Genomic DNA, 14,946 nt, shown 5'->3' on the forward strand with positions numbered 1-14,946 from the left:
TAACTGTTTTGGGCAATAACATAACCTGTAACCCTGCATGTAATTAGATATGGCATCCCTGGGCAGCACTCAGCAGACGGCCGAGATGGACGACGACGCACTGTACGAGGACTGCGCCGAGTGCGGCGACCGGCAGCCGCACGAGGTGTCGATCGAGATCCGGACGGAGAGCACGAAGGAGGAGAACACGGAGTTCTCCCGCGAGCCGTACCGCGTCGCCGAGTGCGAGGTCTGCGGGACGACGACGGCGACCCGGATGAACAACGTCTGATCGGCGCTTCGGTCGTCCGCGGACCGCCGGCCGTTCGAGGCACTCTCCGGGCAGTGGGCTATTTTTCAAACGAGTGAGCGACGGCCGCGCGCGAGCTGCCGTGCCGCGTCGTCAGTCCGCGCGCGTGCCGACGACCCACTTGTGCGAGTAGTTCTCGCCGCACGCGCAGTGGGCGTAGGAGTGAACCACGTCGCCCTCGGCGTAGAGGCCGCCGACCTCCTGGTTCTCGGCCTCCGCGAAGGCGAAGACGAACTCGACCGCGTGCTCCTCGTCGGGATGCTCGTCAGCCCGCGGGCACTCCCCGCCGTCGAGCGTGCGGTCGATGTCGCCCTCGGTGCTCATCGCCTTCTGCGCGAAGCCCATCGCGTCCATGCCGGTGCCCGCCTCGAAGGCGGACCGGCCGCTCTCGCCGTCGACGACGACGCGCACGCCGTCGTCCGTTTCGGTACCAACGTTCCGGAGGCGAGAGTCGTCGTCGAGGAAGACGTCACTGATGAACAGGACGACGTCGTCGAGCCGCTCGCCAGCCAGGAACTCGTCGAGTTCGCTCATTATGGGTTCGTGGGTGTTGCTGACTTAAAAGACGGTCGTACTGGGGGTAATGACATTTTAAGCGGGGATGGTGGAACATTGGCTCGTATTTCTCGGTGGTTTTCTTTATATGCCGTATTTACGAGTCTGGACGCTGATGCGGTTGAGAGCACCGCAAACGTCCAGAAATCCCTCGGCCGCTCTTGCTTATATGCTGATTTGAACAGGTGATACGGTCTTGCTCTCAACAGCACCGCAAACACCGGGAAAGCCCTCGGCCGCTCGCGGTCGCTGAGCGACATATCCGCGCCTCTCCGCACCGCCCGGCGCGGATAGAGGTCGATTCAGCGACTCCCCTCCGGCGCGAGCGGCCATCGCCCTTTCAGTCCGCCAGGACCGCAACCGCGACCGCACCGCAACCGCAGGCCTCGGCCCTCCCCAGCCTCGGCCGGGGCGCGCCGGGACAACACCGCTCGGCGCGCCCCGCCCTCCCTCGCACGCGTTACTCGCGCGCGCCGCCGCGACCGCACCGCACGCCGGACAGCCGGCGCGCGTCGTCGGCAAGCCAGCCGCCGCGAGCGACGCGCCGGCCACCACTCCCGGGCGGGACTGAAAGGGGCAGCCGCTGAGCGGGACGCTCTGCGAAGCTAGCACCACAACCCGGTGAGCGACCGAAGGGAGCGAGCCGGGTGAGGAGCGCAGCGAGCAGCGCGACCGCCTCAGCGGCTGGGGCTTTCTGGGCATGCTGAGTGGTGTTGCCGGCGACGACCGGCTTCATTTAAAAACGCCGTCGCTCAGCGACTGGAACCACACCGTCCGAACGACCGACCACACCGGAAGCGGCTCTGCAACAACCGATCTCGACTCCGAAAATCGCTACTCCTCGGGAACGAGGTGGACGTCGCCACCGTCCTTGAACGCGAGCACGGTGTCCGCGTCGTCGTCGAAGAAGTCGGGGTTCGGCACCGTAACGGCCTCGTACGTCTCGGGGTCGAGCACCTGCACGGCGTTCTCGTCCTCGACGGTCACGACGGTCGTCTCCTGGGCGTCTTCGCGGCGGCCGAGGCGCTCGACGTCGGGCGACTCGCCGGCGTCGTAGGAGGACTCGTACTCGCCGCCAGTGGCGAGTCGCGTGCCGCGGACGCGGCCGGAGACGCCCTCGACGAGGACGGGGCCGTCGCCGTCCTCGGGGTCGACGATCTCGCCGGGGGCGTAGCGCGGGAGGTGGACCGCGAACGTGACGCGGTACACCTCGTTGCCGTCCTCGTCCTCCGTCGCGAGGGTCGGGTACGACTCGAAGGAGCCGCCGAGCTCGTCCGTGATCCGGCCGGCGACGTTCTGGCCGAGCTGGTTCGTCGAGATCTTCACGTTCGGGCCCTCGTCGGTCTCGTCGATCTCTGTGATGAACGCCTCGCGGTCGCCCTTGCCCTCCTGGGCGGCGACGTGGGCCTCCGCGATCTCGACGGCCTCGGACCACTCGGCCGGCGTCAGCTCGCGGTCCTCCGCGCGGATCTGGACGATGCTGGCGTAGTAGCCGCCGGCGATGCGCCCGCAGCGGTCGCAGGTGCCACGGGAGACCTTCACCGGGACCGTTACCTCCTCCTCGCGGAGCTGGCCGCGGACGATCCCCGAGAAGTCACAGTGCATCCGGATGTTGTTCTCGTCGACCTGCTCGGGCTCGACGCCCCAGTCGACCTCGGTCGCCTTCACGTGGACGCCCAGCGCCTCGGCGACCTCCTCGACGGCGACGTCGGTGTAGTCGCGCGCGCCGACGTCCTGCCAGGAGCTGCCGCGATGGACCGCGCCGCAGCGCGAGCAGACCAGTACCTCGATGCGCTCCGGCGCGTCGACCAGGTCGAAGTCCTCGAAGTAGCAGTCGTCGCACAGCTTCGCGTCCCGCTCGCGCGGCTCGCCGGGGAGCGGCTCCTCGCGCTCCGGGACCGCGTCACCGCACCGTGGACAGAATCCGCGGGACTCACTCATGATACCGATCGTAGGTGGGTGAGCCGTTTAAGTAAAACGAACAGGTGGCGTCACTTGCCCCGCCCCTCGAGCCGTGGCCGCTCCCTTCGGTCATCGACCGAGTCCGTTCGGGGATTCGGAGAGAGCGGCAGAATATGGCGCTGTACGTGCGTTTACCCGCTGCCACTCTGACCGTCAACCATGACAGACGACAACAATAAGTTCGCGACGCGAAGCCTGCACGCTGGCGCGGCGTCCGATCCGGCGACGGGGTCGCGGGCGACGCCCATCTATCAGACCACCTCCTACGCGTTCGAGGACGCCGACCACGCGGCGCGGCTGTTCGCCCTCGAGGAACCCGGAAACATCTACTCCCGGATCATGAACCCGACGAACAGCGTCCTCGAGGAACGCATCGCCTCTCTCGAGGGCGGCGTCGGTGCCGTCGCCACCTCGTCGGGGATGGCCGCGCTCAACGTCGCAACGTTCCTGCTCGCGTCCGCGGGCGACAACGTCGTCTCGGCCTCGTCGCTGTACGGCGGGACGTACACCTACCTCACGCACTCCGTCGAGCGCCGCGGCGTCACGACGCGCTTCGTGGACACGCTCGACGTCGACGCGTACGCCGACGCCATCGACGCGGACACCGCGTTCGTCCACCTCGAAACGATCGGGAACCCGGCCCTCGTCACGCCGGACATCGCGGCGATCGCCGAGGTCGCCCACGAGCACGGCGTCCCGCTGGTCGTCGACAACACGTTCGCGACCCCGGCCCTCTGTCGGCCCCTCGAACACGGCGCGGACCTCGTCTGGGAGTCGACGACGAAGTGGCTCCACGGCGCGGGGACGACCGTCGGCGGCGTCCTCGTCGACGGCGGCTCCTTCCCGTGGGCCGATCACGCCGAGAAGTACCCGGAGATCGCGGCCGATAATCCCGCGTACCACGGCGTCAACTTCGCCGAGCGGTTCGGCGACGCCGCCTTCACCTACGCCGCCATCGCCCGCGGCCTGCGCGACCTCGGAAACCAGCAATCCCCCTTCGACGCGTGGCAGACGATCCAGGGGCTCAACACGCTCCCCCTCCGGATGGACCGCCACTGCGAGAACGCCGAGATCGTCGCCGAGTTCCTCGCCGACCACGACGCGGTTTCGTGGGTGAACTACCCGGGTCTCGAGGGCCACGAAACCCACGAGACGGCCAGCGAGTACCTCGAGGGCGGCTACGGCGGGATGATCACGTTCGGTCTCGAGGACGGCTACGACGCGGCGAAGGCCACCGTCGAGAATGCGGACCTGGCCTCGCTTCTGGCGAACGTCGGCGACGCGAAGACGCTGATCATTCACCCGGCGTCGACCACCCACCAGCAGCTCACGGAAGCGGAGCAGGCGGACGCGGGCGTCACCGGCGACATGGTGCGGCTCTCCGTCGGCATCGAGGACCCGACGGACATCCTCGCGGACCTGGAGGCGGCCATCGCGAGCGCGACGGCGTAGGCCCGGGCGGCGCCGCTTCGTTCGGTGCGGCTCCCCCGTGTTCGACGCACGACGAATATCGAACACGACGGTTGCGGGCTGCTGTCGCCACTTTCGAAATGATTACAGGGTGGGCGTGGTACGGGTTTACGTGATATGACGAAAGTTAGCGTGGTCGGCGCGGCCGGCACCGTCGGGGCCGCCGCTGGCTACAACATCGCGCTGCGGGACATCGCGGACGAGCTCGTGTTCGTCGACATCCCGGACAAGGAGGACGAGACCGTGGGCCAGGCAGCCGACACGAACCACGGGATCGCGTACGACTCGAACACGACGGTCCGTCAGGGCGGCTACGAGGACACCGCCGGCTCGGACGTCGTGGTGATCACGGCCGGCATCCCGCGCCAGCCCGGCCAGACCCGCATCGACCTGGCCGGCGACAACGCGCCGATCATGGAGGACATCGGCTCGTCGCTCGCCGAGCACAACGACGACTTCGTCACGGTGACGACGTCGAACCCGGTCGATCTGCTCAACCGCCACCTGTACGAGGCGGGCGACCGCGACCGCCACCAGGTCGTCGGTTTCGGCGGGCGCCTCGACTCCGCGCGCTTCCGCTACGTCCTCTCCGAGCGCTTCGACACACCGGTCCAGAACGTCGACGCGACGATCCTCGGTGAGCACGGCGACGCGCAGGTGCCCGCCTTCTCGAAGGTCCGCGTCGACGGCCGTGACCCCGAGTTCACCGAGGCCGAGCGCGAGGCGATCCTCGGCGACCTGCAGGAGTCCGCGATGGACGTCATCGAGCGCAAGGGCGCGACCCAGTGGGGGCCGGCGACGGGCGTCGCCCACACGGTCGAGGCGATCCTCGAGGACACCGGCGAGGTACTCCCCTGCTCGATCCCGCTCGACGGCGAGTTCGGGCACGAGGACACCGCCTTCGGCGTCCCGGCCAAGCTCGGCTCCAACGGCGTCGAGGGGGTTATCGAGTGGGAGCTCGACGACTACGAGCAGGACCTGATGGCCGAGGCCGCCGAGAAGCTCTCCGACCAGTACGACAAGATCGCGTAGCTGCGGGGCTTCAGCACCCTTTACGGGGTCCCCCGACCTCCTGGAGTCACGCGGCCTGTCGAGCCGTTCCCGTTCGAACCGGTGACCGTGCCGGCGAGCCACGTCGTCGCGACGACCGACCCGACTCACGCGGGCTGTCCGGCAACCGGGCGGGCTCGTCGCCTCCGCGGCGACGCGTGTGCACTGCCTCAGGAGCGGGACCCACGCTGTTGCCGAGGTTCTTTAGCGGGCGTATCTTATAAATGAGTCACACTGGATGCCAAAATAATGGGGCAGAAGCTGGAACCTACCCGTACTTATTTTAATTCACTCACACGTAGGTGACACGAGGAATGGCACTCGTCACCTGCGAGAACTGCGGGACTGTTCAGGAGTATTCAATTTTCGAGGGGACGACTCCTTGCCGAGCCTGCGGTGCGAGTGCGGAGTCCCTGTCGCCAGTGGCTGACGGGGATTCGGACGAGTCGGTCAGCGACCCGGTCGGCGGTCCGGCCGGCGACTCTGCTGCCGCGTCGCCCGGCGACTCGAACGACACGTCCGCCGCCGACTCGACGGCCGACGCGACCGAGCCAACCGACGTCACGGTGCTCGTCGCCGAGGACGACGAGGCGTTCCGCGAGACGATCGGTCGGTGGTCCGCCGTCCGGGACGACTGGGACGTTCGGACGGTCCCGAACGGGCGCTCGGCGCTGGAGGCGGTCGACGAGGCGGTGGACCTCCTCGTCATCGACCGGCGGATGCCCGGACTCTCCGGGGCCGAACTGGTCCAGCAGCTCGAGGACACGTCGTTCGACGGCGACGTCCTCGTCGTCAGCGCCTACGAGGCCGACGACGACCTCAGCGAGCGCGACGTCGACGGCTACGTGACGAAACCAGTAAGCCGGCAGGCCTACGTCGACGCGCTCCGGTGGCTCGCTTCCTCGTAAGCGACGACGGGCGCCGGGCCGAGCGCGGAGGTTCTCCTACTCGGGTTTCGAGAAGAGCCCGGCGTGAACCGGCGCGTGCGGGTTCTCCTCGACGGCCTCGGCGACCTCCTCCTCGTCGGCGTCGACGACGGCGCTCCCGTCGGTGCCGGCCGCGAGGAAGTCGGCGATCGGCGGGCCGACGGACTCCGGCTCGACGAGGAACGCGTCGTGGCCGTGGTCGGAGTCGACGACGTGGTGGGCGACGGGGACGTCGCTCTCCCGGAACGCGTCCGAGAGCTCCGCGGCCTGCCCGACGGTGAAGTGCCAGTCCCCAGTGAAGGAGAGGACGAGCGCCTCGCCCTCGAAGGCGGCCAGCGCGTCGGCGTCGGCGGCGTAGCCCGCACAGAGGTCGTACTCGTCCATCGCCCGCGTCAGGTAGAGGTAGCTGTTCGCGTCGAAGCGGTCGACGAAGCCGGAGGCGTTGTAATCGAGGTACGACTCAACGTCGCGGTAGGGGAAGAAGGCGCCCGCGGGGTCGTCGGCGAGCCCGAGGCCGTCCTCGCCGCGCGCCATCGAGTTACGCCCGGCCGAGCGCCGGCCGAACTTCCGCTCCATCGACGCCTTCGAGAGGTACATCACGTGGCCGATCTGCCGGGCGAGCGCGAGCCCGTCGTCCGGGTCCGGTCGGTCCTCGCCGTAGTAGTCGCCCTCGTTCCAGTCGGCGTCCATCCGGATCGCACGCCGGGCGATCGCGTCCAGCGCGAGACACTGGGGGTCCAGCCGAGCCGCGGTGGCGACGGGGACGACGTAGCGCGCGTCGTCGGGGTAGCGCTTCGCCCACTCGAGGGCGTTCATCCCGCCGACGCTGCCGCCGACGACCGCGTGGAGCCGGCCGACGCCGAGCGCGTCCAGCAGCTGCCGCTGGGCGCGCGCCCAGTCCTCGACCTGCACGGGCGGGAAGTCGGTGCCCCAGCGGTCGTGGTCGGGGGCGTCGCCGTCGGCGCCGTCGGCGCCGTCCTCCGCTCCGGGAAGCTCGTCCGGCCGCTCGCTCGCCGGCCCCGAGGAGCCGTAACAGGAGCCGGGGACGTTCGCGCAGACGACGTAGTACTCCGTGGTGTCGATGGCCTTGCCCGGCCCGACGACGTCGTCCCACCAGGCGCGGGCCTGCCCGGCCTGCTCGCCGTCCTCCTCGGGCGTGCGCGCGACGTTCTGGCTGCCGGTGAGGGCGTGACAGACGAGCACCGCGTTGTCGCCGTCGAACTCGCCGTAGGCCTCGTAGGCGACCTCGAGGTCGGGGATCGTCTGACCGCACTCGAAGGTGAACTCCCCGAGCGAGGCGACGTCGCGGTCGACTGGTGTGCCGCTCATCGGTGTCAGTTGGCTCCCGAGCCGGAAGTCCCTGCCGCCGCGCGCTCGCCCGCCGCGAGGCCGGCGTCGACGTCGGCGATGATGTCCTCGGGGTCCTCGATGCCGACGGAGAGGCGGAGCATGTCGGGATAGACGCCGGCGTCGATCTGCTCCTCCTCGCTCATCTGGGCGTGGGTCGTCGACGCCGGGTGAATGACCAGCGTCTTCGCGTCGCCGACGTTCGCGAGGAAGCTCGTCAGGTCGACCGCCTCGCAGAACGTCTTGGCGCCCTCGTAGCCGGCCTCGACGCCGAAGGTAACCATCCCGCCGTAGCCGCCCTCGAGGTACTTCGAGGCGTTGTCGTGGGTCTCGTGGCTCTCCAGACCGGGGTAGCTCACCCACCCGACGCGCTCGTCGTCGTCGAGGTACTCGGCTACCTGCTTCGCGTTCTCGCAGTGCCGCTCCATCCGGAGCGGGAGCGTGTTGAGCCCCTGGATCGTCTGCCAGGCGTCGAAGGGGGACTGCTGGCCGCCGGTCGGGCGGACGCCGCGCTGGCGCGCGACGTTGGCGAAGGCGGCGTCGCCGAACTGCTCGACGAAGTCGACGGGGAACGCCGGGTTCTGGCCCGACAGCTCCTCGTAGTCGGCGTCCGGGTGGTCCCACGGGAACGTCCCGCCGTCGACGAGGATGCCGCCCACCGTCGTCCCGTTGCCCGTGAGCCACTTCGTCGTCGACTCCCAGACGACGTCGGCGCCGTGCTCGAAGGGCCGGCAGAGGGACGGCGACGCGAACGTGTTGTCGACCACCAGCGGCGTCGCGTGGTCGTGGGCGATCTCCGCGAGTCGCTCCAGGTCCGGCGTGACCAGCGAGGGGTTCGCGATGGTCTCGACGTGGACGTAGGCCGTGTTCTCGTCGATCGCCTCCTCGTAGGCCTCGTAATCCAGCGTGTCGACGAGCCGCGCCTCGATCCCGCGCCGGTTGGCGACGGTGGTCATGTACGCCGACGTGCCGCCGTACATCTCAGCGCTGGCGACGATGTTGTCGCCGGCGCTCGCGAGGACGGTCGTCGCCGCGTCGAGCGCGGCCATCCCCGAGGAGGTGGCGACGGCGTCGGTGCCGCCCTCCAGGTCGGCCATCCGGTCCTCTAAGGCGTTCAGCGTCGGGTTCGAGAGTCGCGTGTAGATGTGGCCCTCGTTCTCCCGCAGCGCGTACATCTCCGCCGTCTTGTCCGCGTCCTCGAACTCGAAGGACGTGGTCTGATAGATCGGGGTCGCCCGCGACCCCGTCGCTGGATCCGGCTCCGTCCCGGCGTGGACGCTCCGGGTCCTGAACCCTCTAGTCATGTGTGTAGTGCATATATCTCCACAGGTCTATAACCCTCAGTTACGGCAAGGCATGCCGGTCCGGCGCGGGGGATCACGTGCGAACGACGTTCACTCCCCGTCACCGTCCCGCGAGACGTGGGTTTAAGCCCGATGGCGCGCCTAACCGGGTGTATGTCCGCAGCCGGGCCACCAGTCCCAGCCCTCGCCGACCGCGCCGCCGCGTGCGCCGAGCGCCTCCGCGCCGCCGACGGCGTCCTGCTCGCGTCCCACATCGACGCGGACGGGCTCACCAGCGCCGCCGTCGCCTCCGCCGCGCTCGCGCGCGCCGACGTCGACCACGAGGTCGTCTTCGAGAAACAGCTCGACGAGGCGTCCATCGCCGGGATCGCCGACCGCGAGTTCGACACCGTCCTCTTCACCGACTTCGGCTCCGGCCAGCTCGATATCATCGCCGACCACGAGGCCGCCGGCGACTTCACGCCCGTCATCGCCGACCACCACCAGCCCGCGGAGGCCGATACGGAGTACCACCTCAACCCGCTCCTGTTCGGCATCGACGGCGCCGCCGAGCTCTCCGGGGCCGGCGCCAGCTACGTCCTCGCCCGCGCGCTGGAGGGGCCGGACGTCGACAACCGCGACCTCGCCGCCCTCGCCGTCGTCGGCGCCGTCGGCGACATGCAGGACGGCGACGGCGGGCTCCGCGGGGCCAACGAGGGCATCGTCGCCGAGGGCGAGGCCGCCGGCGTCCTCGAGCAGGCAACCGACCTCGCGCTGTACGGCCGCCAGACCCGCCCCCTACCCAAACTGCTGGAGTACGCGACGGACGTGAAGATCCCCGGGATCTCCAACGACGAGGCCGGCGCCATCTCCTTCCTCTCCGAGCTGGATCTCGACCTGAAATCGGGGGGCGACTGGCGCCGCTGGGTCGACCTCGACGACGCGGAGCGGCAGACCCTCGTCAGCGCGCTCGTCCAGCGGGCGGTCTCCTCGGGCGTCCCCGCGGACCGGATCAACGAGCTGATCGGGACCTCCTACACGCTCCAGGCCGAGGAGGTCGGCACCGAACTGCGCGACGTCAGCGAGTTCTCCACCCTCCTGAACGCGACCGCCCGCTACGAGCGCGCGGACGTCGGCCTCGCGGTCTGTCTCGGCGCCCGGGGCGAGCCGCTCGAGGAGGCGCGAAACCTCCTGCGGAACCACCGCCGGAACCTCTCGGAGGGGCTCCAGTGGGTCAAAACCGAGGGCGTCACGACCGAGGAGAACCTCCAGTGGTTCGACGCCGGCTCCCGCATCCGCGAGACCATCGTCGGCATCGTCGCCGGGATGGCCGTCGGCTCCCCCGCCGTCGACCGCGAGAAACCGATCGTCGCGTTCGCCGAGAAGAACGAGGACGAGCTGAAGGTGTCCGCCCGCGGGCCCCACCACCTCGTCCGGCAGGGGCTCGACCTTTCCGTCGTCATGGGCGAGGCGAGCCGCGCCGTCGGCGGCGACGGCGGAGGGCACGACGTCGCCGCGGGGGCGACGATCCCGGCCGACCAGCGCGAGGCGTTCCTCGCGGCGGCGGACGAGCTCGTCGCTGAACAGGTCGGGTAGCGCGTCGTCACGTGGCGGCCTACCGAGCGGTCGACTATCGTTCGTCGCTCACGACCGGCCCAGGTCGCGGAACATCGCGCGGTAGTCGTCCGGCGAGAAGTCGTTGGTGACTTGCGTGAGGTTCGCGTCGACGTCGTCGAGGCGATCCAGCAGTCGTTCGTACTCGTCGCTCTCCGCCAGCTCCGTCGCCGATTTCCAGGATTCGAGAACCGCTCGCTTGGTCGCCAGGGCGGCCGCTTGCTGGAGCATCTCGTCGTACTCGCTCCGGGTCTTCAGCGTCTCGACCGCCTCCCTGACGCGGTCGCGGTTCGCCGGTTTCGTCAGGTAGAGGTCGAACCCCATCTCGATGATGTCGAACCCGGGCTCGACCGCCGTCACCATCGCGACGCGGCAATCGACGTCCTCGCTCCGGATCGTTTCGAGCACCTCGTCGCCGCTCCCGTCCGGCAGCCGCCGGTCGAGGAGGACTGCGTCCAGCGAGCCGTCTATCTCGGACAGCGCAGCGTCGACCGTTCCCGCTGTTCGAACGTCGTACTTCGGTTCCAGATATCCGACGTAGAGGTCGGCGAGCTCGGTCTCGTCCTCGACGACGAGCACTTCGGTGTCACTCACGGATCGACCACCCACGACCGCCCACGACCATGTTCCCACACATGGTCCAATAGCGGTAATCGATATCTAATAAAGCCATCGTCTATATTTATGAAAAATATAATATTTCGGGGATCGGCTGTGCCGCGGCGGCGGGTTCCGCAACTGTCGGCCCCACGGCACGTGGTTGCCGACGGGCTGGTCTTTTATACCAAGCCGACACAGGTACTGACGAATGAGCGATCTGGTTTCGACGGGAGTCGACGGACTCGACTCGATACTCAATGGGGGCATCACCGACCGATCGACGGTTCTCGTCTCGGGGAACCCGGGGACGGGCAAGAGCATTTTCGGGATCCAGTACCTCCACACCGGCGTCACCGAGTTCGACGAACGCGGCGTCTACGTCTCCTTCGAGGAGGACGAGGAGGACATCCGGCAGGCGGCCGAATCCGTGGGGTTCGACGACTTCGGCGACCTCGTCGACGAGGGCGAGATCGTCGTCCACGACAAGCGGGAGATGCTCCGCGACGGCGACTTCTCGAACGCGGTCGACCGGCTCTTAGAGACCATCGACGACGGCTCCTTCGACCGGCTCGTCCTCGACTCGCTGTCGATGTTTCAGCTGTTCTTCGACGACGAGCAGGAGAAGCGGACGTACCTGCTGAAGTTCTCGGACATCCTGAAGGGGAACGGACTGACCTCGCTGCTCATCAACGAGCAGGGGGCCGTGTTCCCGGACACGGAGGTCGGCCTGGAGAACTTCCTCACGGACGGGAACATCTACTTCATCCAGACGCCGACGGAATCGGGCGTGAGCCGGTACGTCTGGGTCGCCAAGATGCGCAAACAGGACATCGACACCGACATCTTCCCCATGGAGATCGGTGAGGGCGGTATCACCGTCCACGACCGCGCCGGCGGGTTCTCGATGATGGGCCGTGAGGGGTCGGCCTTCTAGTTCTCCCCCGACGAGAGGTTGCGCCAGACGTCGTCGAGGCGGTTTTTCACTGCCGATCGCTCTTCCACCTCGATGGTGATCCCGTCGCGGAAGTCGACCTCGATGCCGTCGACCTGTCGGCGATACACCTTCACCCGGCGGTGTTCCTCCGAGAGCGGTCGGTCGTGGAGCTCGAGAAGGTCGGCCTCCTCCAGTTCGCTGATCCGCCGATAGCAGGTCGCGATCGGCACGTCGAGCTCGTCGGACAGCTCTTGGGCCGACATCGGCTCGTCGGCCGCGGTCAGGATGTCCGTGTTGTACTTGTTCCCCAACACCGAGATCAGATCGTCCCCCACCATCGTCAGTAGAGTCTCTGATTTTCAGTTCCAAATAATTGGCGGAGCAGCCGGGGGCCGACGGGAGCTTGCCATATCCGACGGTATCGACGTCGAACGCCGAAAATATTGGTGGGCAACCGTTCGGATGCCCGGCGATTATCGCCTGTGATAGGTGCGGGGGTAGCTTTATCGCCTCCGTCGGGCCATTCGCCCGCATGAACTTCGTCGAGATCCTCTACCTGCTCGCCACCGCGGCGCTGGTCGTCACGGGGTTGACGATGGTCGGGCTCGCGCTCCAGTCGTACCTGGACACCAGCCGCCGGGCGATGATCCACCTGTCGATCGGGTTCACGCTCGTCGTCGGTGCCGCCGTCGCGACGTCCGTGAGCGCGTTCCTCACCAGCTTCGAGGGCGTCCGGTCGCTGCTGCTCGTCAACACCGGCTTCACCGCCTCCGGGTTCACTTTCGTCGTCTACAGCCTCGTCTCGTACGAGTAGTTATCGACCCGCGTCCGCCGTCGGAACCGCCGACCCGCGTCCGCCGTCGGAACTGCCGGCCCGCGCCGTCGCTCATCGCTGCTGTCACTCGCGGACTCCGCTGACCCACGACGGAACCCCGTTCACCTCAACCTGGTTTTCACGAATGATATCCCGAGTGGTCCCAGCCGTGCAAATTACACCGTATTTTACCCCCGCTTCGACGGTCATAATCGCACGACGCAACGGTGTTATCACATCGAATATTTTGGACGGTGTTTTTAACAGGGGCTTCGGCCTCGTACCGGGTACGTCCGCGGCGGCGCCGTGGACCAACAGCAAATCCATGTTCGAATTCATCAACGACGACGACAGGGGGCAGGTCGGAATCGGCACCCTCATCGTGTTCATCGCGATGGTCCTCGTGGCGGCGATCGCCGCGGGCGTGCTGATCAACACGGCCGGCTTCCTGCAGAGTCAGTCCGAGCAGACCGGGCAGGAGTCGACCAGCCAGGTGAGCGACCGCGTGCAGGAGATCAACACCATCGGCAACGTCAACGGGTCCGAGATCAACTACGTCAACATCAGCGTGATGAAGGGGTCGGGCGCAGCCGACATCGACGTGTCGAAGGCGACGCTGGAGTTTATCGGGCCTGACGGCGCCGAAACACTCGCCTACGACTCTACGTTCAGCTCGAACTCCTTCCAGTTGAACGCGATCAAGGGAAGCGTGACCGTCCTGGAGAACTCCAGTGACCGGTTCAAGCTCGTCATCCAGCTCGACGGGTCGAACAACCCCGCGGCGCTCCAGCCGGGTGAGGAGGCGAGCCTCCGCATCACCACCGCGTCCGGCGCCTCGACGTCCATCGAGATCCGGGTGCCCGACTCCGTGAGCGGTGAGGAGGCGGTGGAACTGTAACGATGTTCGAGTTCATCACCGAGGACGACCGCGGACAGGTCGGTATCGGTACGCTCATCGTGTTCATCGCGATGGTGCTCGTGGCGGCGATCGCCGCGGGCGTGCTGATCAACACGGCCGGCTTCCTGCAGAGTCAGTCCGAGCAGACCGGGCAGGAATCGACCAGCCAGGTGAGCGACCGCGTGCAGGAGATCAACACCATCGGCAACGTCAACGGCGACGGAACCGGCGTTAACTACGTCAACGTAAGCGTGATGAAGGGGTCGGGCGCGGCCGACATCGACGTGTCGAAGGCGACACTCGAGTTCATCGGCCCGGACGGCGCCGAGACGCTCACGTACAACGAGTCGCTCGATACGAACACCTTCCAGCTGAACGCGGTCAAGGGGAGCGTCACCGTCCTGGAGAACTCCAGCGACCGCTTCAAGATCGTTATCCAGCTCGATGGTGGGAGCAACCCCGGTCCGCTTCTCGAGGGTGAGGAGGCGAGCCTCCGTATCACGACTGCGTCCGGTGCGTCGACCTCGATCGAGCTCCGTGTGCCCGATTCCGTGAGCGGTGAGGAGGCGGTGGAACTGTAACGATGTTCGAGTTCATCACTGAGGACGACCGTGGCCAGGTCGGTATCGGCACGCTCATCGTGTTCATCGCGATGGTGCTCGTGGCGGCGATCGCCGCGGGCGTGCTGATCAACACGGCCGGCTTCCTGCAGAGCCAGTCCGAACAGACCGGCGAGGAGTCGACCAGTCAGGTAACCGACCGCGTGCAGGAGATCAACACCATCGGGAACGTCACACCCAGTGAAGACGGTGTCAATCAGATCAACGTGAGCGTGATGAAGGGGTCGGGCGCGGCCGACATCGACCTCTCGAAACTCACGATCGAGTACATCGGCCCGAATGGGGCTGATACGCTGACCTACGACGAGACGGACCTCGCGAACTCGAGTTCGTACTTCCAGATCGACGCGGTCCGCGGGACTGAGCCGGTCGCCGAGAACAGCAGCGATCGGTTCGTCCTCGTCATCGACCTCGGGGCTGCTGCCGGTGACAACCCGGCGAACCTCCAGACTGGCCAGACCGCCAGCCTGCGCATCACGACGGCCTCGGGCGCGACGACGTCGATCGAGCTCCGCGTCCCTGACTCCGTCAGCGGCGAGAGCGCGGTCGAACTGTAGCGCCGATACACCTTTCCTTCTTTAGCG

At 67.5% G+C, this 14,946-nt stretch carries 16 protein-coding genes; 10 read left to right on the plus strand and 6 right to left on the minus strand.

Annotated elements, in window-relative coordinates:
• Positions 1 to 85: 85 nt before the first annotated feature.
• Complete coding sequence (locus tag ACQE3M_RS03325) at positions 86 to 271, plus strand: DUF7835 family putative zinc beta-ribbon protein (protein ID WP_430504681.1); 186 nt, start codon at positions 86 to 88, stop codon at positions 269 to 271.
• Between the two features lie 111 nt (positions 272 to 382).
• Here ACQE3M_RS03325 and ACQE3M_RS03330 read toward each other — a convergent pair whose 3' ends face one another.
• Together ACQE3M_RS03330 and ACQE3M_RS03335 are read right to left on the minus strand one after the other, a co-directional pair.
• A complete protein-coding gene (locus ACQE3M_RS03330; RefSeq protein WP_430504053.1) occupies positions 383 to 823 on the minus strand; it encodes a DUF5807 family protein in 441 nt (146 codons plus the stop codon).
• Between the two features lie 855 nt (positions 824 to 1,678).
• Complete coding sequence (locus ACQE3M_RS03335) at positions 1,679 to 2,785, minus strand: 60S ribosomal export protein NMD3 (protein ID WP_430504054.1); 1,107 nt, start codon at positions 2,783 to 2,785, stop codon at positions 1,679 to 1,681.
• A gap of 180 nt (positions 2,786 to 2,965) precedes the next feature.
• Between ACQE3M_RS03335 and ACQE3M_RS03340 the strand changes: the two genes are divergently transcribed.
• The 3 genes from ACQE3M_RS03340 (at position 2,966) to ACQE3M_RS03350 (ending at position 6,234) form a co-directional block, all read left to right on the plus strand.
• A complete protein-coding gene (locus tag ACQE3M_RS03340) occupies positions 2,966 to 4,258 on the plus strand; it encodes an O-acetylhomoserine aminocarboxypropyltransferase/cysteine synthase family protein (RefSeq protein ID WP_430504055.1) in 1,293 nt (430 codons plus the stop codon).
• Positions 4,259 to 4,393: 135 nt separating this feature from the next.
• Positions 4,394 to 5,308 carry a malate dehydrogenase gene (gene mdh, locus ACQE3M_RS03345; protein ID WP_430504056.1) on the plus strand — a complete coding sequence of 305 codons (915 nt, stop codon included), beginning with the start codon at positions 4,394 to 4,396 and terminating at the stop codon, positions 5,306 to 5,308.
• Between the two features lie 440 nt (positions 5,309 to 5,748).
• Positions 5,749 to 6,234, plus strand: a complete 486-nt coding sequence (locus tag ACQE3M_RS03350) for a response regulator transcription factor (protein WP_430504058.1) — start codon at positions 5,749 to 5,751, stop codon at positions 6,232 to 6,234.
• Positions 6,235 to 6,270: 36 nt separating this feature from the next.
• On the opposite strand, the gene metX is transcribed toward ACQE3M_RS03350, so the two are convergent.
• Entirely contained in the window at positions 6,271 to 7,581 is a 1,311-nt protein-coding gene (metX, locus tag ACQE3M_RS03355; protein ID WP_430504059.1) for a homoserine O-acetyltransferase MetX, read from the minus strand.
• 5 nt (positions 7,582 to 7,586) lie between these two features.
• Positions 7,587 to 8,903 carry an O-acetylhomoserine aminocarboxypropyltransferase/cysteine synthase family protein gene (locus tag ACQE3M_RS03360; RefSeq protein ID WP_430504060.1) on the minus strand — a complete coding sequence of 439 codons (1,317 nt, stop codon included), beginning with the start codon at positions 8,901 to 8,903 and terminating at the stop codon, positions 7,587 to 7,589.
• 153 nt (positions 8,904 to 9,056) lie between these two features.
• Here ACQE3M_RS03360 and ACQE3M_RS03365 point away from each other — a divergent pair, with 153 nt between their 5' ends.
• The gene (locus ACQE3M_RS03365) at positions 9,057 to 10,478 is read left to right on the plus strand and encodes a DHH family phosphoesterase (protein WP_430504061.1); all 1,422 of its coding nucleotides are present in this window, start codon (positions 9,057 to 9,059) and stop codon (positions 10,476 to 10,478) included.
• Between the two features lie 48 nt (positions 10,479 to 10,526).
• Here ACQE3M_RS03365 and ACQE3M_RS03370 read toward each other — a convergent pair whose 3' ends face one another.
• Positions 10,527 to 11,090 carry a HalX domain-containing protein gene (locus ACQE3M_RS03370; protein ID WP_430504063.1) on the minus strand — a complete coding sequence of 188 codons (564 nt, stop codon included), beginning with the start codon at positions 11,088 to 11,090 and terminating at the stop codon, positions 10,527 to 10,529.
• A 214-nt stretch (positions 11,091 to 11,304) separates the two neighbouring features.
• On the opposite strand from ACQE3M_RS03370, the gene ACQE3M_RS03375 reads away from it, so the two are divergent.
• Positions 11,305 to 12,030 (plus strand): RAD55 family ATPase, encoded by a 726-nt coding sequence (locus ACQE3M_RS03375; RefSeq protein WP_430504065.1) that lies wholly within the window; start codon positions 11,305 to 11,307, stop codon positions 12,028 to 12,030.
• Here the strand turns inward: ACQE3M_RS03375 and ACQE3M_RS03380 are convergent.
• Positions 12,027 to 12,368: a helix-turn-helix domain-containing protein gene (locus tag ACQE3M_RS03380; RefSeq protein ID WP_430504066.1), complete on the minus strand. Its 342-nt coding sequence runs from the start codon at positions 12,366 to 12,368 to the stop codon at positions 12,027 to 12,029. The two genes, ACQE3M_RS03375 and ACQE3M_RS03380, sit on opposite strands and share 4 nt — an antisense overlap.
• 194 nt (positions 12,369 to 12,562) lie before the next feature.
• On the opposite strand from ACQE3M_RS03380, the gene ACQE3M_RS03385 reads away from it, so the two are divergent.
• The 4 genes from ACQE3M_RS03385 (at position 12,563) to ACQE3M_RS03400 (ending at position 14,919) form a co-directional block, all read left to right on the plus strand.
• Positions 12,563 to 12,844: a DUF7521 family protein gene (locus tag ACQE3M_RS03385; protein WP_430504067.1), complete on the plus strand. Its 282-nt coding sequence runs from the start codon at positions 12,563 to 12,565 to the stop codon at positions 12,842 to 12,844.
• Between the two features lie 325 nt (positions 12,845 to 13,169).
• A complete protein-coding gene (locus ACQE3M_RS03390; protein ID WP_430504068.1) occupies positions 13,170 to 13,742 on the plus strand; it encodes an archaellin/type IV pilin N-terminal domain-containing protein in 573 nt (190 codons plus the stop codon).
• Between the two features lie 2 nt (positions 13,743 to 13,744).
• Positions 13,745 to 14,323 carry an archaellin/type IV pilin N-terminal domain-containing protein gene (locus ACQE3M_RS03395; protein ID WP_430504069.1) on the plus strand — a complete coding sequence of 193 codons (579 nt, stop codon included), beginning with the start codon at positions 13,745 to 13,747 and terminating at the stop codon, positions 14,321 to 14,323.
• Between the two features lie 2 nt (positions 14,324 to 14,325).
• A complete protein-coding gene (locus ACQE3M_RS03400) occupies positions 14,326 to 14,919 on the plus strand; it encodes an archaellin/type IV pilin N-terminal domain-containing protein (protein WP_430504070.1) in 594 nt (197 codons plus the stop codon).
• Positions 14,920 to 14,946 lie beyond the last annotated feature (27 nt).

Source organism: Halosubterraneus shenae, from assembly GCF_050510935.1.
Taxonomy (GTDB): Archaea; Halobacteriota; Halobacteria; order Halobacteriales; family Haloferacaceae; genus JBDGPU01.

Excerpts from the sequence above, each read along its gene's own strand:
- ACQE3M_RS03325 (WP_430504681.1), top strand. The coding sequence starts at position 86 with ATGGACGACGACGCACTGTACGAGGACTGCGCCGAGTGCGGCGACCGG.
- ACQE3M_RS03340 (WP_430504055.1), top strand. The coding sequence starts at position 2,966 with ATGACAGACGACAACAATAAGTTCGCGACGCGAAGCCTGCACGCTGGC.
- mdh (WP_430504056.1), top strand. The coding sequence starts at position 4,394 with ATGACGAAAGTTAGCGTGGTCGGCGCGGCCGGCACCGTCGGGGCCGCC.
- ACQE3M_RS03385 (WP_430504067.1), top strand. The coding sequence starts at position 12,563 with ATGAACTTCGTCGAGATCCTCTACCTGCTCGCCACCGCGGCGCTGGTC.
- ACQE3M_RS03335 (WP_430504054.1), bottom strand. The coding sequence starts at position 2,785 with ATGAGTGAGTCCCGCGGATTCTGTCCACGGTGCGGTGACGCGGTCCCG.
- ACQE3M_RS03330 (WP_430504053.1), bottom strand. The coding sequence starts at position 823 with ATGAGCGAACTCGACGAGTTCCTGGCTGGCGAGCGGCTCGACGACGTC.
- ACQE3M_RS03390 (WP_430504068.1), top strand. The coding sequence starts at position 13,170 with ATGTTCGAATTCATCAACGACGACGACAGGGGGCAGGTCGGAATCGGC.
- ACQE3M_RS03365 (WP_430504061.1), top strand. The coding sequence starts at position 9,057 with ATGTCCGCAGCCGGGCCACCAGTCCCAGCCCTCGCCGACCGCGCCGCC.
- ACQE3M_RS03400 (WP_430504070.1), top strand. The coding sequence starts at position 14,326 with ATGTTCGAGTTCATCACTGAGGACGACCGTGGCCAGGTCGGTATCGGC.
- ACQE3M_RS03360 (WP_430504060.1), bottom strand. The coding sequence starts at position 8,903 with ATGACTAGAGGGTTCAGGACCCGGAGCGTCCACGCCGGGACGGAGCCG.
- ACQE3M_RS03375 (WP_430504065.1), top strand. The coding sequence starts at position 11,305 with ATGAGCGATCTGGTTTCGACGGGAGTCGACGGACTCGACTCGATACTC.
- metX (WP_430504059.1), bottom strand. The coding sequence starts at position 7,581 with ATGAGCGGCACACCAGTCGACCGCGACGTCGCCTCGCTCGGGGAGTTC.
- ACQE3M_RS03380 (WP_430504066.1), bottom strand. The coding sequence starts at position 12,368 with ATGGTGGGGGACGATCTGATCTCGGTGTTGGGGAACAAGTACAACACG.
- ACQE3M_RS03395 (WP_430504069.1), top strand. The coding sequence starts at position 13,745 with ATGTTCGAGTTCATCACCGAGGACGACCGCGGACAGGTCGGTATCGGT.